Source organism: Citrobacter sp. Cc139 (assembly GCF_030334645.1).
Classification (GTDB): domain Bacteria; phylum Pseudomonadota; class Gammaproteobacteria; order Enterobacterales; family Enterobacteriaceae; genus Citrobacter; species Citrobacter werkmanii.
In genome coordinates, this window is the sequence record NZ_JAOWDM010000090.1 from 84,430 (window position 1) to 106,593 (window position 22,164).

Below are 22,164 nucleotides of genomic sequence, written 5' to 3' on the forward strand. Positions count from 1 at the left end.
GTTTAAACCGGCTTTACGCCAGCGCCCAGCAGGGCGTTTTCGAATTTATCGAGGAACACTTCCAGCTCAGCGTTAGTAATCAGCAGAGACGGCAGCAGGCGTAGTACGCAACCGTTACGGCCGCCACGCTCCAGAATCAGTCCGTTTTCGAAGCATTTTTTCTGCAGCAGCGCAGACAGCTCGCCATCGGCCGGGTAGCAGCCCATGTGATCCTGCGCTTCGTTCGGCTTAACGATTTCCAGACCGATCATCAGACCCAGACCGCGCACCTGGCCAATCACCGGGTAGCGTTTCTGCAGGTCAGCCAGTTTGCCTTTCAGCCACTCGCCCTGGGCGGCAACTTTGTCGGCAATCTTGTCGTCTTTGAGGATCTTCAGCGTTGTCAGGCCGGTCGCCATCGCAAGCTGGTTGCCGCGGAAGGTACCGGTATGGTGGCCCGGAGCCCACGCATCGAACTGCTTCTTAATTCCCAGAACCGCCAGTGGCAGACCGCCGCCCACCGCTTTGGACATGACGATGATGTCTGGCTCGATACCCGCATGTTCGAAGGCGAACAGCTTACCGGTACGCGCGAAGCCTGCCTGGACTTCATCGATGATCAGCAGAATGCCGTGTTCCTGAGTGACTTTACGGATGCGCTGTAACCACTCGACCGGCGCCGGGTTCACGCCGCCTTCGCCCTGCACGGCTTCAAGGATAACCGCAGCCGGTTTACGCACGCCGCTTTCAACGTCGTTGATCAGGTTTTCGAAGTAGTAAGTTAATGCCTTCACGCCAGCCTCACCGCCGATACCCAGCGGGCAGCGGTACTGATGTGGATACGGCATAAACTGCACTTCCGCCATCATGTTGCTGACGGCTTCTTTCGGCGACAGGTTGCCGGTTACGGACAGCGCGCCGTGGGTCATCCCGTGGTAGCCGCCGGAGAAGCTGATAATGCTGGAACGGCCGGTTACTTTCTTCGCCAGCTTCAGCGCCGCTTCAACGGCATCGGCGCCGGACGGCCCGGTGAACTGCAGGCAATACTCTTTGCCCTGGCCCGGTAATAAAGACAGTAAATAAGATGAAAATTCATCTTTTAACGGCGTGGTAAGATCAAGCGTATGTAACGGTAAGCCGCTTGTGATGACACTTTGAATGCTCTGCAGCACTTCAGGATGATTGTGACCGAGCGCCAGGGTACCGGCACCTGCAAGACAATCAAGATATTGATTATTTTCTACGTCAGTAATCCAGACGCCCTGCGCTTTCGCAATCGCTAATGGCAGTTTACGTGGATAGCTGCGGACATTAGATTCAAACTCAGCCTGTCTTGCTAAAAAGGTATCATTGCTCTGCGGTAATGAATTAGCACTTAAAGTATCAATACGGACTTTATCCGTCATCATATCACTCCTACAACCAGGTGTAGATTAACGCCTGATTGAATAAATGGTTATAAGGATTACCTGTAAAAAAGCGCGGCTAATATATGTTGTTTTAGCACAGGACTCAATCATTTATTTTCCAACGTCCTAAATAAGAATTTTTACCTTAAAATTCAAAGCATAAAGCACATCCGACATTAGGAAATCATAAACAAATATAGCTATTTATTTTACAAAATTGTTGCCAGTCGCAACGTATACGATGTTATAAAAACCATGATGTTTTCATGTTTTTATTATTTTTTTACATGTTTTTACCATTAATAATGTACGCGTTTATTCACTACGACATGATTTTTCACTTATTTTTCGATAAATCGAATAAAAAAGTCGATCCCTAAATATAAATCACTTAGTATGGCGCGCTTATTTACAGGCTCTGTAAATAAAGAACTAATGCGCAGCACCCGGTAACGCGTACAGGCGACACGCGTTATCGACAACAGGTATTCCCTGGGTTGTCAGCAGAAATGTTCGCGGGCGGACATTTCGTAAGGAGAACGTACGTTCCCTTATGCCGAGAATGAAAATTTTCTAGCCATACTTTTATGGCGCCCTGATATGAGATTGTTATGACTCGCATTTATCCACCATCCGTCGTTGCCAAATTTGGCGGCACCAGCGTCGCTGATTTTGATGCGATGAACCGCAGCGCCAGCATTGTTCTTGCTGATCAAGATGTCCGTTTAGTCGTTTTGTCTGCTTCCGCAGGCGTAACAAACTTACTGGTCGAGCTTTCTGAAGGTCTGGAAACACATCAACAATTAGATAAGCTTGAGACGTTACGCGCCATCCAATACAACATTATTTCCCGCCTGGAGCAGCCGTCCGTTATCAGCACGGAAATCGATAATCTTCTCAACAACATACGCCGCCTTGCAGAAGCGGCGACGGTTTCACCGTCCGATGCGCTAAGCGATGAGTTAGTCAGCCACGGCGAACTGATGTCCTCATTGCTGTTTACTGAAGTATTACGTGAACGGCACGCCGAAGCCGGGTGGTTTGACGCCCGCAACGTAATGCGTACCAACTCGAACTACGGCTGCGCTGAACCGGATCTCAGCACCCTGCACCACCAGGTGGAGACTCATCTGCGCCCGCGTCTTGAACAGGCTATTATGGTTACCCAGGGATTTATTGGTCGCGACGCAGGCGGGCATACCACAACGCTGGGACGCGGCGGGAGTGATTACACCGCCACGCTACTTGGTGAGGCGCTGCACGCCGCACGCGTGGACATCTGGACCGACGTTGCCGGGATCTACACCACCGATCCGCGCATTGCACCACGGGCCAAACGGATCGACCATATCTCATTTTCCGAGGCCAGCGATATGGCCGCCTACGGTGCGAAGGTTCTTCACCCGGCGACGCTGCTCCCGGCAATGCGGAAAAACATTCCGGTCTTTGTTGGCTCAAGTAAAGATACTTCTGCCGGTGGTACGCTGGTGCACAACACCACCGATAATCCACCGCGTTATCGGGCACTCGCCGTGCGCCGTAAACAGACGCTATTACGATTACACAGTTTGCAGACACAACCGCCCTGTGCTTTTCTGGCGCAGGTATTTGCCATTTTATCCCACCACGCGGTGGCAGTGGATTTGGTCACAACATCAGAAAATTGTATTGCGCTGGCGCTGGACGCCACTCATGCGACATCGGGTGAGGGCCATATACTGAGCACGGCATTGTTTACCGCATTGTCCTCCCACTGTCGGGTGGAAGTGGAAACCGGACTGGCATTAGTCACTTTGGTGGGCAATAAACTGACCCAGGCTGCGGGGGTTTGCAAAGACGTTTTTGCCTGGCTCGAAGAGCATACGGTACGCATGATTTGCCATGGCGCATCAAACGATAACCTGTGCATTTTGTTACCGGCCGACGCGGCGGATAGCGCGGTTAAGACGTTACATTATCGATTATTCGAATAACATCTCTGCAAATGCGCAGCGAAGATAAGCGCATTTATCCAGGACAACATGAACAAGCAGAGGACTGGTTTTCAACCAGGACTCTGCCCGCAAACAGTGGCTCTCGCAGCGGAGAGGCTATTTAGTTGTGACGATGATTGGTATCACCGCGACGGCAGCGTTTGTCATAATGACGTACCCACCAGTAACGGTCACTGATTTGTTCGTGCCCGCCGACTCTGGCCCCCGCTAACCAGAGAACGCCGCCGACAAAAATACTGAGCACGGCACCATGTGCGAAAAACTGTGGCAGATTAAATTGCGGCAATTGGTTTAAAATAGAGTAACCAACGCCACCCACCATCACCACCAACCCTAAAGCCATGAGCACGTTACCGAGTAACGAAGCGTTTTTGCGTTTCATGTGTCACCTCCGGAACTTTGGGTTGTTACAGGGAATACCCCTAATCCTTATGTGTAAAGTATAGACAACACTGCCGTTCGCAAGTGCGGGAGCGATCACAATTACAAACACCCGCGCAACAAAACTTTACAAATAAGCTACTGAACACACTCAATTTCTAATAGTCCAGTTTCGCAATTATTCAGTTTTCGAGGATAAGCACGCAGTTTTTTGTCAAGCGCAGCGCCAGACAGTAAACTACACGTCGTTTATAGATACATTCAGGACAAAACACGTGACGATTAAATTGATTGTCGGTCTGGCAAACCCCGGCGCAGAGTATGCGGCAACGCGGCATAACGCCGGTGCTTGGTATGTTGATCTACTGGCAGAGAGACTACGCGCTCCCCTGCGCGATGAGCCGAAATTCTTCGGCTACACCTCCAGGGTTACGCTCGAAGGCGAAGATGTCCGCCTGCTGGTGCCGACCACATTTATGAATCTGAGCGGCAAGGCGGTCGGCGCGATGGCCAGTTTTTATCGCATTAACCCTGATGAAATTTTGGTTGCGCATGACGAACTAGACCTGCCGCCAGGGGTGGCGAAATTTAAGCTTGGCGGTGGTCATGGCGGACATAATGGCCTGAAGGACATCATCAGCAAGTTAGGCAATAACCCTAACTTTCATCGTTTACGCGTTGGAATTGGCCATCCGGGCGATAAAAACAAAGTTGTCGGGTTTGTTTTAGGCAAACCACCTGTTTCTGAACAGAAGTTAATTGATGAAGCGATTGACGAAGCGGTCCGTTGTACCGAGATTTTGTTCAAAGATGGCCTGACTAAAGCAACGAGCCGGTTACATACCTTTAAAGCGCAATAAGCAGCGATGTGCGGCATTTTGCTCGCGTGCTGTGTATAATAGGCGAAGTTATTTACTTTTCTACAATCTGTTTTCCATAACAGATTGAATATCAAAAGATTAAGGTGATTTAAACATGGGATTCAAATGCGGTATCGTCGGTTTGCCAAACGTAGGCAAATCCACCCTGTTCAACGCGCTCACAAAAGCGGGTATTGAAGCGGCAAACTTCCCGTTCTGTACTATCGAGCCGAACACGGGTGTTGTCCCGATGCCCGATCCGCGTCTGGATCAGCTGGCCGAAATCGTCAAACCGCAGCGCATCCTGCCAACCACGATGGAATTCGTTGATATCGCGGGCCTTGTAAAAGGCGCCTCTAAAGGTGAAGGTCTGGGTAACCAGTTCCTGACTAACATCCGCGAAACCGAAGCTATCGGCCACGTGGTGCGCTGCTTTGAGAACGACAACATCATCCACGTTAATAACAAAGTGGATCCGGCTGACGATATTGATGTTATCAATACCGAACTGGCGCTGTCCGATCTGGATACCTGTGAACGCGCTATTCATCGCGTACAGAAAAAAGCCAAAGGCGGCGACAAAGACGCCAAAGCTGAACTGGCTGCCCTGGAAAAATGCCTGCCGCAGTTGGAAAACGCTGGCATGCTGCGCGCGCTGAAAAATTTGACTGACGAAGATAAAGCGGCCATCAAATACCTGAGCTTCCTGACGCTGAAGCCGACCATGTATATCGCCAACGTCAACGAAGACGGTTTTGAAAACAACCCGTACCTCGACAAGGTGCGCGAAATCGCCGCTGCTGAAGGTTCCGTGGTGGTAGCTGTTTGCGCCGCCGTTGAAGCCGACATCGCAGAGCTGGACGACGCCGACCGTGAAGAGTTTATGGCCGAGATGGGTCTGGAAGAACCGGGACTGAACCGCGTGATCCGCGCAGGCTATGAGCTGCTGAATCTGCAGACCTATTTCACCGCGGGGGTGAAAGAAGTACGTGCATGGACCATCCCTGTCGGCGCTACCGCTCCGCAGGCGGCCGGTAAAATCCACTCCGACTTCGAGAAAGGATTCATCCGTGCACAGACTATCGCGTTTGAAGACTTCATCACCTACAAAGGTGAGCAAGGCGCGAAAGAAGCCGGTAAGATGCGTGCGGAAGGGAAAGATTACATCGTGAAAGATGGCGATGTGATGAACTTCCTGTTCAACGTCTAGACGCGTTTAACAATGAAATTTCAAAATCCACGCCGCGGCGTGGATTTTTCATTTTAGCCTTTTTTAAATCCACACCTGTAATTTACTCAGGCATGTTCCAGCCAATGCCTGAATATTGGGGTTTGCAGTATTCCTTGAAAATCAATCAACCCCGAACAACCAAGTTTCTTGATCAGATTTTGCCTGCTCAGGTAAATCGTTTTTAAGTGCAGGTTCAGCAAGCCAGAAATTTCAGAAATAGACCGCCCTTCCCCTAATTGCGTTAAGATGTATTTATCCCGTTCAGTCAGGACGATATTTATTTCAGCTTGCTGGTCGTGTTCAGTATCAATGCTGATAATTTCAGCGATAAATTTCTTGATTGAGGCTACGCCACTGTCTACAGGAAGCCTGTAGAATGAAAGTTCATTGAGGTACTGATACAGATGACCATCAATCAGAAGCACCAGCCGATGCGTCCTGAGATCATAGTTTTGTTTTTTTACAGTGTTGAAGTAGTTGATCGTAAAGAAAACTAGACGCACATTCTTATCTTTATACTCTATATCAGCGAGAATATTCTCCAGACCTTGCCTGATAAAAACATCATCAATCCACAAGTGTGCTTGTCTGGCGTGTTCCTGAACTGTATTCATCATTTATGACCTCTAAAAAATCACAATTAACCTGACGGGGTTCAGAACGAATAGCTGGTTGAAAGTGACTCATAATCTGCATATAAAGATCGGTTAATATAGCATTCTTCTCATTCTTCAGCTGTGCACTGAGCGCCTGAACAAGAACATAATCACTGACATAACCCATTTTTAACATCACATTACGCTCTAAATTCTTGTATAAAGCGCACTGGAAAATATAATTCTCCGGAATTGAATTAATCATATCAAGCCCATAATAATGTAGTCTAAGAATGAGAAGATGCTATGTGTAGTCTTAATTCAAAGTATACAAATACTCAGCACATACTATGGATGCTGGAGCTTCATGATTATATAATAATTTTATTAGACGTCGTCAGCTGTATAGCGCAACACTATTTCCAGTGTTTTTCTGATGATATCAGCCTGAACAACATCTGTTGTCGATTCCAGTGAAGCGATTAGGCTTAAAATGATGTTTTTATTATTAACATTATCGCCAGCTAAAATCACATTTGTTACTGCCTGCCCCAATACAACGGATTCATCTGCTAATAGCTCACCGGCATTACGGAAGTAACTCGACAAAGCCTTATCTGCAATTGCTCTGTGAACATTCATTTCCTGAAGCATAGTCACCTCGCTTGTATAGTATGGAAAATGGTCTCTAATGTAATTTAGGCTTTTTACTGCCACTGAATACACTCTCATCAACAGTTCTTTCCGGTTTGGGGTTCATCCTTGCCGGATTAGAATCTGTGAAATCATGAATTATGCTGTCAATAAGATGTCTACGCCCGGCATCCACTTCACTTGCCTTCATAAGACGTAATTGCTTAATCAATGCGGGTAATGATATTACCGTGTTCATGCGCAAAATCTGTATAACAGCTAAACCTGTAATTTCGTGTTTCAAGCGTTCATGGTCAGTTTTCTTCATAACTACTTCACTACTTTCCCCATTTATATGTTTTAGGGTGTCCCTTTATTCGAAGAGCAGGCCGATTAGGGCATTGTAATGCTTCTGTTCGTCCTCACCAGATGCTTTTTCAAGACGGTTCAAAAGCTTGGCACAGAGTGACTTTCGGCTCAGGTTGCGTCCATCTTTTAGTATCTCAGTGACGATTTCTCCCAATGTTTCCTGCTGTGTAGGAAGATGCGCTTTTGCAAAGTAACGAGAAATTGCGTTTGCGGAATCAGTGAGAACTCTGTGCTGCTGCATATGTTGCTCCTGTAACAAAATGCTGATGAGTATTAAGTTTTATAACAGTAGCAAAGTTGTACCAAAAATGTGTACACGAAGATAAAGCAAATTTCAACATAAAGTGCTATATTATATTTTTCAATGAATTAGAGTGAAAATAAAAAGTACAACACCTCCAGGTACTGTACAGCCTTTGTTTCCCGGGAGCGGTTACGGCGTCTGTATAGCCTTATACGTGTAAATTTATGGTTAAAATAATGTATTGAAAATCAGGACATAACCGCGTTTGTCTGATACTGTCCTTACCTCACCTCATCCCTTAATCCCGGACTGTCCATGCTCACGACCATTATTTACCGTAGCCATCTACGTGATGACGCCCCCCTCTGTGCGATTGAGGATATGGTGATGGCCGCAAATCTGAAAAACAGGCGCTCTGATGTTACAGGGATCTTGCTCTTTAACGGTCAGCATTTTTTCCAGCTGCTCGAAGGCCCAGAGGAGCAAGTGAAGGAGATTTATCGCTGTATCTGTAACGACTCACGGCACTACAATATTGTCGAGCTGATGTGCGATTATGCTCCTGCTCGCCGGTTTGGGAAGGTCGGGATGGAGTTATTTGATTTACAAAAACATGAACGGGCTGAGGTCTTACAAGCTGTACTGAATCAGGGGACGTCAAAATTCCAGCTCACCTATGATGACCGGGCATTGCAGTTTTTCCGGACATTCGTACTGGCAACGGAAAAATCGACTTATTTTGAAATCCCTGCTGCCGATTTCTGGGATTTTATCACCGATAAAAGTTGTACAACCCTTAATGAAGCAGAGCTCGCGTCAAATACCGACTACACCTTTGCCTTTCAACCAATTATCGACCCTATGTCACAACGCGTTATCGCTCTGGAAGCGCTTATTCGTGGTAAAGATGGGGAAACTCCGGCAGCGTACTTTGACAAATTAAGCACGGAAGAGATGTACACCGCGGATCTGGAAAGTAAAAAGACGGCATTTGCCATGGCCAGCGCTCTGAATCTTGGTGAAAAAATGTTGTCAGTCAATCTGTTACCCATGACGCTGGTGAACAGACCCGACGCTGTTAACTTTCTGATTCATGAAATAGCCGCAAATGGACTGGTCCCTGAACAAATCATCGTGGAATTTACCGAGAGCGAAGTCATCTCCCGCTTTGATGCTTTTGCACAGGCGGTAAAATCACTTAAAGCGGCAGGGATTTGTGTGGCAGTTGATCATTTTGGCGCGGGTTATGCCGGGCTTTTACTTCTGTCTCGTTTCCAGCCGGACAGAATAAAGATCAGTCGAGAACTCATTGCTGATGTCCATAAAAGTGGCCCAAGACAGGCCATCATTCAGGCGATCATTAAATGCTGTACTTCACTTGAGATTCAGCTTTCAGCCGTTGGCATTGAAAAACCCGAAGAATGGATGTGGCTTGAATCCGCTGGGATCGAGCTTTTCCAGGGTAACTTATTTGCAGCAGCCTTGCTGAACGGTACCCCTTCTGTGGCATGGCCTGAGAGAAAATAAATAGCCACAAAATAAATCATTAATATTCAATGGATTATGAAAGACGTTTGTTACCACCCCCCTTTTCTGAGGTTAAAGCCAGCAATATTCTCACGCGTGATAGTAAAGTAAATCTTAATTTTGCTAGAATGCTCTGTATGTTTTGTACAATTTGATGCATGTTGTACAAAGTAACAGGAACCGCATATCGGTGACGGAGAATCAGGAGTGTTTGGGGGAACTATGGCTTATTACAGCATCGGCGACGTCGCAGAACGTTGCGGGATAAATCCTGTAACCCTTCGGGCATGGCAACGACGCTACGGTTTACTCAAACCTCAACGAAGCGAAGGCGGACACCGACTCTTTGATGAAGAGGATATTCAACGTATTGAAGAAATCAAACGTTGGATTAGCAATGGTACGCCTGTCGGGAAAGTGAAAGCATTACTGGAAACCAGTACCCGCGAAACTGATGATGACTGGAATCAATTACAGGAAGAGATGATGAGCATTCTGCGGATGGCCAATCCGCCGAAGCTGCGGGCCAAAATGCTCTCTCTTGGCCGCGCGTATCCGGTCGATGCGTTGATTGACCGAGTCTATCTTCCTGTACGCCAGCGACTCATACTTGATCATAATACCTCTCGCATAATGAACAGCATGCTTGACGGCGCGCTGATCGAATATGTTGCGGTACTTCTGTCAGAAACGCGTCGCAAGTCAGGGAAAGATGCCATTCTGATGGCCTGGGATGTTGAAGACAGAACCCGTTTATGGCTTGAGGCCTGGCGCTTATCGCAATCCGGGTGGCATATCGCCATTCTTGCAGAGCCTATTGAAACACCACGTCCTGAGCTATTCCCCGGGCAAACGCTTTTCGTCTGGACCGGTACGGCGCCAACCAGACGACAAAATGAACTGCTGCAACACTGGAATGAGCAGGGATATAAAGTTATTTTCCACGGGCCTTAAGCTGACGGACGCCGTAAAGACAGAATGCGTTAATACGTCCATTCAAAGCTTTCTTCTCCCCCCTTCTGACCGCTGTACGCATGATGATCTTATCTGCCAGGAGCCTGCGGCACGGGTAGCAGAAAAAAATAAAAACATACTCACTCATTGGTATTATTTTTTTGTAGGTGGCATCACCTTTTTCCTAAGTAAAATTTATTAGATCAACTGGCGGACGACTAATACTTATCCTAGGGTTAAATCATGTCTTCTTGTGCCACATTATTGTTTTTCTACAGTAATAAATGTGGTTATTTGAAAAAGGTTAAAGATATGGCTCTGGTCCTGGACAAACGCTTGATTCTTTTATGCTGCACCTTTTCCATTATTTCAGTGGCAAATGCAGCGACGACCAGTGGTACGTTTCAGGTATTGATGACGATTCAGAAGGCATGCACCGTTACCGCCGGTTCAGCTTCAAACATCACTCTTTTGCCTGTCAATTCTACAGCAACAAATACCAGTGCAAGTAATACCATTTCCATTAATTGTTCAAAGACTACCCCCTATTTTATTGGTCTGGCACCTTCAGCCGCCAATGGCGGAACGACGACAGGTTCTGGGGCAATGTCCTCCGTGGCTAACGCCGCCACCAATACGGATAAAGTGCCCTATCAACTGAACCGAACATCAGCAACAGGTCCGGTGTGGGGAAATACCGCCACTGACACCACGCAAGGAAACGGCGTGGCGGCGACGGGCACCGGCCAGGCGCAGACGTTTACTGTTTATGCCACCGCTCCGAGCGCCAACTTCACTCCTGACGACTATGCCGATACGGTAACAGTTAACGTTAATTACTAGCCTCAGGTAACCACATGAGAATAAAACTGCCTGTTCAGCAGTGTGCCTGCGCATGCCTGCTAGGGATGGTTGTGAGCGTAAAATTTGCTGCCGCCAGCGGGCTGCAAATAGCCCCCGTTACGTTAACCTTGCAAGCGACACAAAACGCCGATGGTATCTGGCTTAGCAACGCAGGGGAAAATATGCTTAATGCCCAGGTTCGGGTTTTTCACTGGACTCAGAATGCGTATAGCGACAGACTCTCACCCTCTCAAGGACTGGTCATTAGCCCACCGATGTTGGCATTAGCCCCCGGAGAACGCCAGTTGATTCGCGTTATTCGCACAGGTCCGCCATCGACACATACTGAAGATGCCTATCGGTTATCAATTGATGAGTTGCCGCCAGCAAAAGTACAAAAAAATAAACTTCAGTTTGTACTGCATTATTCCGTGCCCGTTTTCATCCAACCGGTCTCAACAGCACCAGCAGAAGCAAAACTACAATGGAAATTGCAACAACTCGATGGCAAAAAATTTATTGAAGTCAGTAATAAGGGAAATGGGCATGCACAATTATCTGCTGCAACCTATATAACCCCTAACGGCACTAAGAAAGTTATTACGCCGGGACTGTTAGGTTATGTTCTTCCAGGTTCCACAATGCGCTGGGTAGTCTCTCCGTCGGCCCGTGATACACATTACGGCGGGAAAGTTGAAGTAACAATCAATGGCCAAAAAACAGTACAAGATCTGTAAGAGATCCTGGTTTCTGGTGAGGTTTTGCTTTCTCAATGGAGTATTAATATCGGGAATGGTTTGTGCACAAACGCTGAATAATAATCTGAATGAAAAGAATGTTATTAATGACGCACGCCGACTCGCGGGTATCGATCTCTATCTCGATGTCACCCTGAACGCAAATCCCGTCGGGCTGGTACATTTTGGCTATGACAGTGGAAAGCTCTATGCAGGCACAGACACTCTGCGACAAATGGGTTTCCGCTTTGCACCAGACGCCATTGACCCTGTCTGCCTGAACGATATCCCCCAGCTAACCGTTGACTACAACGTTCAGTTGCAAACGCTCTCGCTCACCGCGCCATTAAGTTCACTCGACCTTGCTATCACTCAGCTTAACTCGCCTGTAACGCCTGCCCCGTCGGTGACAACATCACGCGGGGCGCTGCTTAATTACGATATATACGCCCAGCAGGGAGATGAAAGCGCAGTGAATACCTTTAGCGAACTACGCGCTTTTAATGCTTCAGGTGTGCTAAGTACAACCCAGTTGACGCAATACGCCAACGAGGAATATGCAGATAACAGCTTTGCGCGTCTTGATACCAGTTGGCGATCGTCATTTCCCGAAACCATGTTAGCAGTGACCATTGGCGATACCCTGACAAGTTCACTCATCTGGTCACGACCAACCCGCATCGGCGGTATTCAGATAGGAAGCGATTTTGGATTGCAGCCTTATATGCCAACTACCCCGCTCCCCGCATACCTGGGCTCAGCGACGCTACCCTCAAACGTGGAACTGTATGTCGACGGCGTCAGGTACTACAACGGAGAAGTCCCTGCAGGGAGTTTCCAGATCAACACCATGCCCAATATCAGCGGCGCGAGGACGGGCCAGGTGATGATGACGGATGCGCTGGGCAGAACGAGTGTGCAAAACTTTTCGTTCTACAATGACCAACAGCTTTTACGGGAAGGATTAACGGCCTGGTCAGCAGAGTTAGGCACGGTACGCAAAAATTATGGTTACTCCTCATTTGAGTATGCCAGCGCGCCAGTGTTAAGTGGGACATGGCGTCGCGGATTCAGCAACACGTTCACGGCAGGTACTCATGCTGAAGCCAGCGATGGACTTATCAATACGGGATTCGGTAACGACTGGATCCCAGGGACCCGTAGCGGGACATTTTCTACCGCCCTGGCCGCAAGTACCGACTCAGGAACAAGCGGATTTCTGTACAGTTTTGGTTATCGTTGGTCCGGCGAACGCTTTAATTTCAGTACCAGTACCACCGCAACATCGGGCGATTATCGTGACGTTGCCACTCATTATGGCGAGCCGCCGCCCACGCTCAGCAGCAACACGGTAATTGGCTATTCGCTGGAAACAGCCGGTAACGTTAGCCTGAGCTACCTGCAGTTTCGTTATCCGCACGAAAACGCGGTGCGTTATGCCAACGCCAGTTGGTTTAAAACCATCACGGATAACATTTCACTCAATGCCGGATTCAACCAGAATATTGATGATAACCGCGATCGCAGCCTCTATCTGATGGTGACGATAACGACTGAAAATAACCTGAGCGCCAGTAGCACCATACAACGCACCAACGATGAAACCGGCTACCAGTTCAATGCCAGCCGGACGCCACCTGCTGACGGCGGCTGGGGGTGGAATCTGGCAGCCAGTCAGCAGAGTTCCCGGCAAAGTGGTCAGGGTGAAGTAGGATACCTGGGGCGTTACGGCAAAGCCTATGCGGGACTCAGCCGTTTACCGGATAACCATTACGGCTATGCGGGTGCCACCGGATCGCTGGTGACCATGGGAGGCGGCGTGTTTGCAGCGCGAGAAATCAATAATGGTTTTGCCGTGGTATCAACTGACGGTGTGCCCGATGTGCCGATCAAATTGCAAAATAACCTGATCGGTCGTAGCGACGACCAGGGTCTGCTGCTGGTCACCCCACTGAACAGTTATCAAAACAATTTGATCAGTATTGACCCGATGGATCTCCCCGCCAACATGCGGATCGCCCGCGTTGAAACAAATGCAACGCCTGCGGACCGTTCCGGTACGCTGGTTAGCTTCGGCATCACTCCCATACGTGCCGCGCAGGTTATCCTCGTTGACGACCAGGGGAAACCAATCCCGGAGGGGAGTATGGCGTACGCCACCAGCGGAGCAGGACAATCGTCAGTCGTTGGCTTTGACGGCATGACCTGGTTCGACACTCTGGAGCACCACAATACGCTCCGCGTCGATACGGAGACAGGGAGATGTCGCGTGCAATTTGACTATCCCGCCTCAGCGAAAGGGATTGTACAAATAGGCCCGTTGGTTTGCCGGCCACAATAACAGGAGTACGCTCATGAGGTTAAGACAGCTATTACTCATCGCTGCCGTGCTCTTTTATCCGGCGATTAGCCCTGCGGTGACCTGTTCGGTGAGCAATGTCCAACCCATCAATTTTGGCCCGGTAAATCCGCTGTCAGCCACCGGGACTACGTCAACAATGACGTTCAGCTACACCTGTACCAAAGAGCTTGGTGACACGCTGGCGGGGATCAATCTGTGTTTTAATATTGGCGCCTCGGCCGTCAGTGGTCAGGTGACACCCCGAAATATGTCGTTAAGCGGCGACCCGGCCAGAACGTTGACCTATCAACTGTATCAGGGTGCCAATGGCTCGAATGTCTGGGGTAGCCAATACCAGACGGGGACCACGTTTCCGATGGTGCAACTTAACTTGCTCAATCTCACGCCTGTCACTGGTTCACTAACGGTCTCTGCCCAGATCGTCACCCCGCAAACCGCAGCTGTCCCAGGAAACTATCAGGATAGCTATACGACGGCGACAGCGTTTGTCACGCTCAATCCCGGCCTGCTTTTCCCGCCCACCACCTGTGGCGATACCGTTGCCGCCAGGTTTCCTTTCACCGTATCAGCGGCTGTCAGCAAACAATGCAACATCACCTCGGCGACTAATATCAGCTTTACGCCAACGAAGGCCACCGGGCGTAATCTGACGGCTTCAAATACCGTGGGCGTCGCATGCTCTAATAACACCCCTTACACCATCGGCTTGCAACCCTCCAACGGGAATACGGCGGGTAGCGGTCAAATGACCGGGACGGGGACGAATGCCGATAAAGTCCCCTACCAGCTTAGCTCAACGCCAGGACCTTCCGGTACGGTCTGGGGCAATACAGCGCTCAATACCGTCGCGGGTAACGGCACGGGTACAACCACGGCGTACCCGGTTTACGCCACCGTTCCCAGCGCGAACTACACACCCGACAACTATGCCGATACCGTTACCGTTGTCGTTACCTATTGACGCCCCGCTAAAAAGCAATAAGGAAAATACATTTTATTATCACATTGTTTACTTTTAGAGGTCCGTCATAAATCTGACAAATTATGAATTTCACAACAAATGCATATTAACCCATTTTAAAAGCAAATATTTTCAATAAACACCACATTTAAAGTATAACTATTCAACAAACATCTAAAGCCCACACTAATAATACAGATAAACCGAGCTGGGCAAGCAGGCCGTCCTTTGAAAAAAATGTTAAATTTAGGTGTATATGGTGAGATTCACTGTATACCACGGCCAAATTAAGAACATATTACTTTTATAACTAAGGTTTATCATGGATAAGTTATCTTACGCTTCAGATAGCAGCACATCTGCCTGGAATACCTACCTGCAACAAATCGAGCGTGTGGCCCCTTACCTGGGCGAACTTTCCCATTGGGTGGATACCCTGCGTCACCCAAAACGCGCGTTGATTGTTGATATCCCGGTACAAATGGATGACGGGACTATCCGTCATTTTGAAGGGTATCGCGTGCAACATAACCTTTCCCGTGGTCCGGGCAAAGGCGGTGTGCGTTTTCATCCTGATGTTGATCTTAATGAAGTGATGGCCCTGTCCGCATGGATGACCATCAAATGCGCAGCATTGAATCTGCCGTACGGCGGTGCCAAAGGTGGTGTGCGCGTCGATCCGTTCTCACTGTCTGAAGGCGAACTGGAGCGTTTGACCCGTCGCTATACCAGCGAAATCGGCATTATTATTGGACCACAGAAAGACATCCCTGCGCCGGATGTGGGTACAAACGGTAAAGTGATGGCCTGGATGATGGATACCTATTCCATGAACCACGGCACCACCGTGACCAGCGTGGTCACCGGTAAACCTATTCACCTCGGCGGCTCGTTAGGCCGTGATAAAGCCACCGGTCGCGGCGTTTTTGTCAGCGGTCTGGAAGTGGCTCGTCGTGCCAATATCGACGTTGAAGGCGCTCGCGTCGCGGTGCAAGGTTTTGGTAACGTCGGCAGTGAAGCCGCCCGTCTTTTCGCGGCAGCTGGCGCACGCGTAGTCGCTATTCAGGATCACACCGCGACGCTGTTTAACGCTACCGGCATCGACATGTCCGCGCTGTCAGCCTGGCAACTGGAGCACAAACAGATTGCTGGTTTCCCGGGGGCTGAAACCATCGCCAGCGAGGCTTTCTGGAGCCTGGAGATGGACATTCTGATCCCTGCCGCGCTCGAAGGTCAGATCACCCGTCACCGCGCTGAAACGCTGACCTGTAAACTGATACTCGAAGGCGCCAACGGTCCAACCTATCCGGATGCCGACGACGTTCTGGCAAGCCGCGGTATTGTGGTTGTTCCTGACGTAGTTTGTAACGCCGGCGGCGTTACCGTCAGCTACTTCGAATGGGTTCAGGACATGGCAAGCTTCTTCTGGAGCGAAGAAGAGATCAACCAACGCATGGATAAAATCATGACCGATGCGATGGTGCACGTGTGGGAAAAAGCCGCCGAGAAATCCTGCTCTCTGCGTACCGCCGCCTATATTGTCGCCTGTGAGCGTATTTTGCTGGCACGTAAAGATCGCGGAATTTATCCGGGCTAAGCCCCCTAAGTAACCTTGAGCATAAGCCACTTGCGAAGCAGGTGGCTTTCTATCTGCAGCTCACCGGGATCATGTACAATTCTGCACCAGGTGCAACTGGCCGAGCTATTGTTTCTTCACTCGCTGCGGGTTTCTCTGCGCTGAAAACCCTCTTTTCCTGTGCAGCGATGAGGAATTGTAATAATTCGCAATCCGACCTCAACCTAAATTTGTTCATTAAGGCTCGACGGTGTGCCAGCACCGTTTTCTGACAAATATGCATATGCAAACCAATTTGCTTTGACGTGAGCCCTGACAATAATAAACGAATTAACTGATGCTGCTGCGCTGTGAATGTTTTATGTGGGCAACCTAAGCAAGAGCGCCCCTTATTGGTTAAATTTGCATTTTTCGCTAAGGACCAGTGATGTTTAATCACCGTCCCCATTTGACTGGCCGGAGTATCGTGAGGAATAAAAACAATATGGTTGATACATGAAGGCACTTCGCCACGCGCAGGAATATGCTCCCTGTCAATTAAACCCACAATAAGCCCTGGAGATCGGGTAAAGAATTCTGAATGGCAAAGATAATGTTCACCGGGGCTGAGCATTAAAATCATCACATCATCAGTTGCCCTATTTTTAGAGTCAAAATTCTGAATACTCAGCGTTTGCTGGGCCATTTCCAGTGAAAACATTTCTCTTAGTAATGCGATCAATCCCAATTTATACATATTGTCATCACAGCGGATGCTGATGTTCATTAAGGCGCCTGCTTTAGTTTATTGGTAGGTCATAGAAATAGTAATCGCAGAGTTGATGGTTCCAGGCGTTACCAGCCCTTGCTCACTATAGATTCTGGCGCGCAAACGCCATGTATAGCGCTGATTGGAAATATTTGCGGTTAATGATTTTCCGTCGCCAAGGGTCGCACCATCGCTCGCCTGTACCTGGATTGCTACGGGTGAGGCGGTACCGATATTCCGGTACATATCATTGGGATGGTCGCTATCGGCATTGCCGTTAAATAATACTGTTACACGGCTTGTCCCAGTTGGACACTGTTCAACACTTAATTCAAAAGCGACCCACGGCGTGGTCGAACCCGCGGTGTATAACGATGAAGCGGTGACAGATTGCCCGGGCGTTAAATCAACAGTTTTGGTCACACTGTCGCTGCTCACCTGACAGGGCGCGGTTTTGACATTGCCGTTGATGTTGAGCGTCACAGGATCACCCATCCCCCATGCAGGTGATGCGAGCATCATCACTATGGCCGTCCTTTTTCCAGGTAACATTATTTATTCCCTGTTATTGGTAAGTAATATTCAACGTCGCGGTTGCATTGGCGCTTCCCGGTCTGACGACCGGCTTAGTCTGGTAGTAACGCGCTATCAGCGGCAACGTTTCCTGCCCGCCAGTTGAACGCTTCAATACAATGCGATTATTCAGTTGCAACGGAACGTTGTTATAAAGTATTTGTATTCCTACCCCGTCTGCAGTTCCTTGCGTTCCCTGACCGTTCAGCGCCAACACGCTCGTATCGCTTGTCACATCGGGGTTCTGCGTACCCATGAGTTCCACGTTAATGTTGGCGGACGCATCGCAGTTAAGTCCAAGGTTCTGGCTATCGCTACGCGGCGGGTTAAACCCCGATTGGTTAGAGAATTCACTGGCATTAATGTCGCCAAGGTTAAAATTCAGCGTCTGGCTGGAAACAGAGCATGCTAATACCGTTACCTGAGTATTTGCATCCAGGGAAATTTGCGTAAAATAATTATCTGGTGTGATGAACCATCCCTGCATTATTACTCCCGGCGTTAAATACCCAGGGGTTATTTTCCCGGTTTTAATTAACATTACATCGTAAAAACCGAGATTATAAATGTAAGCCGTACCGTTGGATGGCAGCACAAAACTACCAGGTAAAACTGATACACGAATTCCCACACCATCGAGGTTAGTGTTAAATACATTATTTATTGGCGAGTTCGTTGCCGATAAATAATTAAACGTATAACCGCCACTGCATGACGTTGGCCTGTCGGGAGCATCCACTTCAAGCTTTGCATACCCGGAAAGTCTGGCTCGCGCAATTTCGCTACCTACCGGCGCATCGCGTTGCACAATAATATTCCCCATGGTAACTGTGCCAAATAGCGTCGCATTGACGGAACAATTATCGGCATAGCTCAAACCGGGGAGTAATAATAAAATACAGAGAACGTAAATTCGGTTCATCTTAATAGACTCAATAAATAAAGTGAGTTACCGACACAGACTGTCAGTCACGGTAATACCACGATAATTTTCTTCGCTGTTCAGAGTATATTTAGCCGTACAGTGTTGTTGGTTGTCATTGCCCCAGACAACGTCCAGTACGCTTTGTGGCTGCATGCCGCTTAAATAAACCTGGCCATCATCCCCAACAATGAAGCTTTGCCCCTGAACACCTCTGACCGTCACCATCGCACCAAATGGCACAGGCTTTCCGTTATCACGGCGTAACGTGAGCAATGCGCGCAATCCTACGTTGGCCACAAAATCTGTGCGAACCACCGCGCCACGGGTCGGCACCACGATTTTATTGGTCAGTTCCAGCTCAACGTCATCCGCTATAGTTGCCGTCTCCAGTCCGATATCATTTTTGCGATAGGGAGAGACGTTACTGACAACGGTGTATCCACGAAAATCAGTGCGTACGCCACTTTGGTTTTTTATACCGACATTCGCAGCGCCCGGCGCTTTAATCAAGACGTTGGTTTCACCCAATGGCTGTGAAAATGTGACACCATCGGCGTGGGCGAGCACGCCCCCCGCTAGCGAATAATTCACCCTTTGCAGGTTGCGATCATAACTGTAACCCCCACTGACTTCCGCGTACCCGCCTTTATAATCAGCGTTCAGGCTGCCGGTATAACCCGCATCCTCGGAACCATAGCCCTGCCGAATACTCCAGTTCAGAGCATTTCCCTCCAGCGCCATCCCGCTCAAGCCGACGCTGTGCGTTGTCCCACTGTTACGGCTGGTATTCATGCTATAGCTGGCCCAGGAGTTGGTCGAAAAGCGTTCCAGTGGAAGGCTAATGTTCAGTGCCAGCAAACTCTCACTGTCGTAGCGAGCATTACTGCCCGAATAACCATTTTTACTCTGCATCCAGCTAATCCCATAGCTTATTCCGTGCCAGGTGTTGTTATAACTCAGGCTCCATGACTGCAGTGGTTTTGCGTAATGCCAGTAATCTTCCCGCACCGCGCTGAGCGAAAGGGAGCCACCTGACGCCCCCAGAGACTGGTTGATATTTGCCTCCATGCGATTACGGCGTTTCTCTATCGATGAACTGCCGGCCCCATAAGAATCAAAAGTGTCTTGCATCCCGGAATAGCCAGCCGTTGAATAACGATATCCGGCAATCGAAAAGTTTGTCCCGGTTACCACGCTGTTTTTGCTGTAACGAATGCGCCAGGATTGTCCCTGCTGTTGCCCCGTATTCTGTGGCTGGGACCAGGACTGGCTAACATCAGCCGACACCGCCCCCACCACGCCAAGATTTTTCCCGATACCTGTTGCAACAGAACGATAATTATCTGCCCCCTGGACGCCGCCATAAGCCGTGAATCCTGCCGGCAAACCATAAATCAGCGTTCCCTGAACAAAGGATGTCTGCTCAACCCGACTGTCATATGAGCGATAACGTCCGGCGGTCAAGGCATATTTGAGACGCCCTTCTCGTTGCAGCACGGGCAATGAAGCAAACGGAACGGTAAAATGTTGTTCACTACCGTCGGCTTCTTTGATACTCACGTCAAGATCGCCCGCGCCTCCGGTCGGGTACATGTCGGTTATTTCAAACGCCCCCGGAGAGACGTAGTTTTGGTAAATTTGATAACCATTTTGTCGAATGATCACCTGCGCGTTTGTTCGGGCGATTCCTCGCACCACCGGCGCATAGCCTTTCAGCGAATCCGGGATCATCTCATCATCAGAGGCAAGCTGGCCGCCGCGAAAAGGAATGCTGTCAAAAACGTCGGCTGGCGAAGAACTGTCGCCCAGTACCAGTTGCGCTTTCAGCGGAATAATATTGCGCTGCACGTAGCTATAGACGGTGTCCCAGTGCGCATTTCCCTGGCTGTCTTTATTCCAGGTGCTGTAGTTACGTAACCGCCATGGGCCAATGTTAATTCCCGGACGCAGGTTAACGTACTGACTGTTGCTGTTGTTTCCTGTGTCCTTTGTCCGGCTGTTATCCCCACTGAGACTGTAATTGAGCATCATGGCTGTAATACCTTCATCCCACTGTTCTGGTGCAACATAACCGCGCGCCGGTGAAGAAAGCGCGGCCTGCGGAATACTCAATAACAACTTCTGGGAAGAAAATAACAGTTCGCTGGAAGCCTGAGGAATAGCGGACAGATCAGCGCAATTCTCGTTCCCGACAAGCCCTGGATATAGTGCTGTCTTCACACCGTAGCCCTTCAACAACTCTGTTGAAAGGCACGGTTCCAGCATTCCCCCTTCCCGTCTGGTAAACACTACATCGCGGGTATCAACATTCTCTCCATTGAGAAGAATATCAACATGATATGTTCCTTCCGCCTGTTGTCCTGTCTCAAAGCCGGAAAGATCAACATCGCCATTTGTGGATCCTGTACGCTCCAGTAACGCAGGGTTAAAGTAATCACGACCTTTTACTTCATTCAGTACATTGGCGACGGTTAATAAAATACACAGCAATAATCGGACCGGAAGTGGATTAGATATCATCTTGGCTATCATCATTGACATAATCTTCCCGTCCGGACTGCGTTTTAGAGTGAGGCGTGATACGCCTCACTTATCCCGCCGTAATCATTAATAATTCTGTAGGTTATTGCTCCACCGGTAATACCTGTCGGTAGTGCGAAATTCGCGCTGCATCCGGGCGCGACAAACGTGACGTCTTCGATTCTTTTACCTGCCACGGTAATTTCATTAAAATTAATAAAGTATGAGGATGAGTTCGTCACCTGAATAAATTTACCGTCCGATTTCCAGCGTAGTTTTTCTACCTGCGCATCTGGTGTTGACTGGCTTAATCCGACCGGCCTGTAGATCAGTTTTATTCGCGTTTTGATAGCTATTTGTAATGTATTATCTTTACGCTCTGCCGACGGTATCGATTTAATATTGAGCCAGAACAGAGATTCTTTATCTTCTGGCAAATTACCTGTGCGAATAATGCGCATTACGTTTCGCTGCCCTTTATCCAAACGATAAAGCGGTGGAGTAATGATAAACGGTGCTTTCGCCCCGTCGTTGCTTTGCGTTTCAATCCAAGATTGAATTAAGTAAGGAACCGCATCAGGATTATTAACGCTCAGCGAAGCCTCTTTCTTTCCACCATCGTAAATGACTCGGGTACCACCAATTGAGACACCCGCATGCGCAGTAGTAATACCGATCGCCACAGCAACCAGGGGCAACATGCAAAAACGTAATACTCTCATCATAAACCTCTGAAAGGGCC

22 protein-coding genes are annotated in these 22,164 nt (G+C 48.9%); 10 read left to right on the forward strand and 12 right to left on the reverse strand.

What is annotated here, in order from left to right; genetic code table 11:
• Positions 1-2: 2 nt before the first annotated feature.
• The gene (locus OGV69_RS16580; protein WP_038641163.1) at positions 3-1,388 is read right to left on the reverse strand and encodes a diaminobutyrate--2-oxoglutarate transaminase; all 1,386 of its coding nucleotides are present in this window, start codon (positions 1,386-1,388) and stop codon (positions 3-5) included.
• A gap of 611 nt (positions 1,389-1,999) precedes the next feature.
• Here OGV69_RS16580 and lysC point away from each other — a divergent pair.
• Positions 2,000-3,361: a lysine-sensitive aspartokinase 3 gene (lysC, locus tag OGV69_RS16585; protein WP_069324665.1), complete on the forward strand. Its 1,362-nt coding sequence runs from the start codon at positions 2,000-2,002 to the stop codon at positions 3,359-3,361.
• A gap of 121 nt (positions 3,362-3,482) precedes the next feature.
• On the opposite strand, the gene ychH is transcribed toward lysC, so the two are convergent.
• Positions 3,483-3,764 carry a stress-induced protein YchH gene (gene ychH / locus OGV69_RS16590; protein ID WP_003833480.1) on the reverse strand — a complete coding sequence of 94 codons (282 nt, stop codon included), beginning with the start codon at positions 3,762-3,764 and terminating at the stop codon, positions 3,483-3,485.
• A gap of 274 nt (positions 3,765-4,038) precedes the next feature.
• On the opposite strand from ychH, the gene pth reads away from it, so the two are divergent.
• Together pth and ychF are read left to right on the forward strand one after the other, a co-directional pair.
• A complete protein-coding gene (gene pth, locus OGV69_RS16595) occupies positions 4,039-4,623 on the forward strand; it encodes an aminoacyl-tRNA hydrolase (protein ID WP_038641167.1) in 585 nt (194 codons plus the stop codon).
• Between the two features lie 115 nt (positions 4,624-4,738).
• Positions 4,739-5,833, forward strand: coding sequence for a redox-regulated ATPase YchF (gene ychF, locus OGV69_RS16600; protein WP_069324666.1), 1,095 nt, complete (start codon positions 4,739-4,741; stop codon positions 5,831-5,833).
• An 86-nt stretch (positions 5,834-5,919) separates the two neighbouring features.
• Here ychF and OGV69_RS16605 read toward each other — a convergent pair whose 3' ends face one another.
• The 5 genes from OGV69_RS16605 to ycgZ all read right to left on the reverse strand — a co-directional run bounded on the left by OGV69_RS16605 (position 5,920) and on the right by ycgZ (position 7,693).
• A complete protein-coding gene (locus OGV69_RS16605; RefSeq protein ID WP_069324667.1) occupies positions 5,920-6,471 on the reverse strand; it encodes a LuxR C-terminal-related transcriptional regulator in 552 nt (183 codons plus the stop codon).
• Positions 6,422-6,715, reverse strand: coding sequence for a hypothetical protein (locus OGV69_RS16610; RefSeq protein WP_069324668.1), 294 nt, complete (start codon positions 6,713-6,715; stop codon positions 6,422-6,424). The genes OGV69_RS16605 and OGV69_RS16610 overlap by 50 nt, the downstream gene beginning before the upstream one ends.
• Before the next feature lie 122 nt (positions 6,716-6,837).
• A complete protein-coding gene (locus OGV69_RS16615; RefSeq protein ID WP_038641176.1) occupies positions 6,838-7,104 on the reverse strand; it encodes a biofilm/acid-resistance regulator YmgB/AriR in 267 nt (88 codons plus the stop codon).
• Between the two features lie 34 nt (positions 7,105-7,138).
• Positions 7,139-7,411 carry a hypothetical protein gene (locus OGV69_RS16620; RefSeq protein ID WP_038641178.1) on the reverse strand — a complete coding sequence of 91 codons (273 nt, stop codon included), beginning with the start codon at positions 7,409-7,411 and terminating at the stop codon, positions 7,139-7,141.
• A 45-nt stretch (positions 7,412-7,456) separates the two neighbouring features.
• Complete coding sequence (gene ycgZ, locus OGV69_RS16625; protein ID WP_038641180.1) at positions 7,457-7,693, reverse strand: regulatory protein YcgZ; 237 nt, start codon at positions 7,691-7,693, stop codon at positions 7,457-7,459.
• A gap of 318 nt (positions 7,694-8,011) precedes the next feature.
• On the opposite strand from ycgZ, the gene OGV69_RS16630 reads away from it, so the two are divergent.
• The 7 genes from OGV69_RS16630 to OGV69_RS16660 all read left to right on the forward strand — a co-directional run bounded on the left by OGV69_RS16630 (position 8,012) and on the right by OGV69_RS16660 (position 16,677).
• Positions 8,012-9,223 carry a diguanylate phosphodiesterase gene (locus tag OGV69_RS16630; RefSeq protein WP_069324669.1) on the forward strand — a complete coding sequence of 404 codons (1,212 nt, stop codon included), beginning with the start codon at positions 8,012-8,014 and terminating at the stop codon, positions 9,221-9,223.
• Between the two features lie 222 nt (positions 9,224-9,445).
• Positions 9,446-10,177: a MerR family transcriptional regulator gene (locus OGV69_RS16635; protein WP_038641185.1), complete on the forward strand. Its 732-nt coding sequence runs from the start codon at positions 9,446-9,448 to the stop codon at positions 10,175-10,177.
• A gap of 312 nt (positions 10,178-10,489) precedes the next feature.
• Positions 10,490-11,020 carry a Csu type fimbrial protein gene (locus OGV69_RS16640; RefSeq protein ID WP_038641187.1) on the forward strand — a complete coding sequence of 177 codons (531 nt, stop codon included), beginning with the start codon at positions 10,490-10,492 and terminating at the stop codon, positions 11,018-11,020.
• Between the two features lie 14 nt (positions 11,021-11,034).
• Complete coding sequence (locus tag OGV69_RS16645) at positions 11,035-11,757, forward strand: fimbrial biogenesis chaperone (RefSeq protein ID WP_069324670.1); 723 nt, start codon at positions 11,035-11,037, stop codon at positions 11,755-11,757.
• 55 nt (positions 11,758-11,812) lie between these two features.
• Positions 11,813-14,098 carry a fimbria/pilus outer membrane usher protein gene (locus OGV69_RS16650; protein WP_286469411.1) on the forward strand — a complete coding sequence of 762 codons (2,286 nt, stop codon included), beginning with the start codon at positions 11,813-11,815 and terminating at the stop codon, positions 14,096-14,098.
• A 13-nt stretch (positions 14,099-14,111) separates the two neighbouring features.
• Positions 14,112-15,080, forward strand: coding sequence for a Csu type fimbrial protein (locus tag OGV69_RS16655; RefSeq protein ID WP_069324672.1), 969 nt, complete (start codon positions 14,112-14,114; stop codon positions 15,078-15,080).
• A gap of 322 nt (positions 15,081-15,402) precedes the next feature.
• Complete coding sequence (locus OGV69_RS16660; RefSeq protein WP_038641196.1) at positions 15,403-16,677, forward strand: Glu/Leu/Phe/Val family dehydrogenase; 1,275 nt, start codon at positions 15,403-15,405, stop codon at positions 16,675-16,677.
• A gap of 49 nt (positions 16,678-16,726) precedes the next feature.
• On the opposite strand, the gene OGV69_RS16665 is transcribed toward OGV69_RS16660, so the two are convergent.
• The 5 genes from OGV69_RS16665 to OGV69_RS16685 are packed head-to-tail and all read right to left on the reverse strand — an operon-like array spanning position 16,727 to position 22,144.
• A complete protein-coding gene (locus tag OGV69_RS16665; RefSeq protein WP_069324673.1) occupies positions 16,727-17,422 on the reverse strand; it encodes a helix-turn-helix transcriptional regulator in 696 nt (231 codons plus the stop codon).
• 18 nt (positions 17,423-17,440) lie between these two features.
• Positions 17,441-17,956: a fimbrial protein gene (locus tag OGV69_RS16670; protein ID WP_069324674.1), complete on the reverse strand. Its 516-nt coding sequence runs from the start codon at positions 17,954-17,956 to the stop codon at positions 17,441-17,443.
• Positions 17,957-17,969: 13 nt separating this feature from the next.
• On the reverse strand, positions 17,970-18,899 hold the full coding sequence (locus OGV69_RS16675; protein WP_069324675.1) for a fimbrial protein: 930 nt from the start codon (positions 18,897-18,899) through the stop codon (positions 17,970-17,972).
• A 27-nt stretch (positions 18,900-18,926) separates the two neighbouring features.
• Entirely contained in the window at positions 18,927-21,437 is a 2,511-nt protein-coding gene (locus OGV69_RS16680) for a fimbria/pilus outer membrane usher protein (RefSeq protein WP_069324719.1), read from the reverse strand.
• A 29-nt stretch (positions 21,438-21,466) separates the two neighbouring features.
• Positions 21,467-22,144, reverse strand: a complete 678-nt coding sequence (locus OGV69_RS16685; RefSeq protein WP_069324676.1) for a fimbrial biogenesis chaperone — start codon at positions 22,142-22,144, stop codon at positions 21,467-21,469.
• Between the last annotated feature and the right edge of the window lie 20 nt (positions 22,145-22,164).

Coding starts and splice junctions, on each gene's coding strand:
- OGV69_RS16580 (WP_038641163.1), bottom strand. CDS start 1,388: ATGATGACGGATAAAGTCCGTATTGATACTTTAAGTGCTAATTCATTA.
- lysC (WP_069324665.1), top strand. CDS start 2,000: ATGACTCGCATTTATCCACCATCCGTCGTTGCCAAATTTGGCGGCACC.
- ychH (WP_003833480.1), bottom strand. CDS start 3,764: ATGAAACGCAAAAACGCTTCGTTACTCGGTAACGTGCTCATGGCTTTA.
- ychF (WP_069324666.1), top strand. CDS start 4,739: ATGGGATTCAAATGCGGTATCGTCGGTTTGCCAAACGTAGGCAAATCC.
- OGV69_RS16605 (WP_069324667.1), bottom strand. CDS start 6,471: ATGATGAATACAGTTCAGGAACACGCCAGACAAGCACACTTGTGGATT.
- OGV69_RS16610 (WP_069324668.1), bottom strand. CDS start 6,715: ATGATTAATTCAATTCCGGAGAATTATATTTTCCAGTGCGCTTTATAC.
- OGV69_RS16615 (WP_038641176.1), bottom strand. CDS start 7,104: ATGCTTCAGGAAATGAATGTTCACAGAGCAATTGCAGATAAGGCTTTG.
- OGV69_RS16620 (WP_038641178.1), bottom strand. CDS start 7,411: ATGAAGAAAACTGACCATGAACGCTTGAAACACGAAATTACAGGTTTA.
- ycgZ (WP_038641180.1), bottom strand. CDS start 7,693: ATGCAGCAGCACAGAGTTCTCACTGATTCCGCAAACGCAATTTCTCGT.
- OGV69_RS16630 (WP_069324669.1), top strand. CDS start 8,012: ATGCTCACGACCATTATTTACCGTAGCCATCTACGTGATGACGCCCCC.
- OGV69_RS16635 (WP_038641185.1), top strand. CDS start 9,446: ATGGCTTATTACAGCATCGGCGACGTCGCAGAACGTTGCGGGATAAAT.
- OGV69_RS16640 (WP_038641187.1), top strand. CDS start 10,490: ATGGCTCTGGTCCTGGACAAACGCTTGATTCTTTTATGCTGCACCTTT.
- OGV69_RS16645 (WP_069324670.1), top strand. CDS start 11,035: ATGAGAATAAAACTGCCTGTTCAGCAGTGTGCCTGCGCATGCCTGCTA.
- OGV69_RS16650 (WP_286469411.1), top strand. CDS start 11,813: ATGGTTTGTGCACAAACGCTGAATAATAATCTGAATGAAAAGAATGTT.
- OGV69_RS16655 (WP_069324672.1), top strand. CDS start 14,112: ATGAGGTTAAGACAGCTATTACTCATCGCTGCCGTGCTCTTTTATCCG.
- OGV69_RS16660 (WP_038641196.1), top strand. CDS start 15,403: ATGGATAAGTTATCTTACGCTTCAGATAGCAGCACATCTGCCTGGAAT.
- OGV69_RS16665 (WP_069324673.1), bottom strand. CDS start 17,422: ATGAACATCAGCATCCGCTGTGATGACAATATGTATAAATTGGGATTG.
- OGV69_RS16670 (WP_069324674.1), bottom strand. CDS start 17,956: ATGTTACCTGGAAAAAGGACGGCCATAGTGATGATGCTCGCATCACCT.
- OGV69_RS16675 (WP_069324675.1), bottom strand. CDS start 18,899: ATGAACCGAATTTACGTTCTCTGTATTTTATTATTACTCCCCGGTTTG.
- OGV69_RS16680 (WP_069324719.1), bottom strand. CDS start 21,437: ATGATGATAGCCAAGATGATATCTAATCCACTTCCGGTCCGATTATTG.
- OGV69_RS16685 (WP_069324676.1), bottom strand. CDS start 22,144: ATGAGAGTATTACGTTTTTGCATGTTGCCCCTGGTTGCTGTGGCGATC.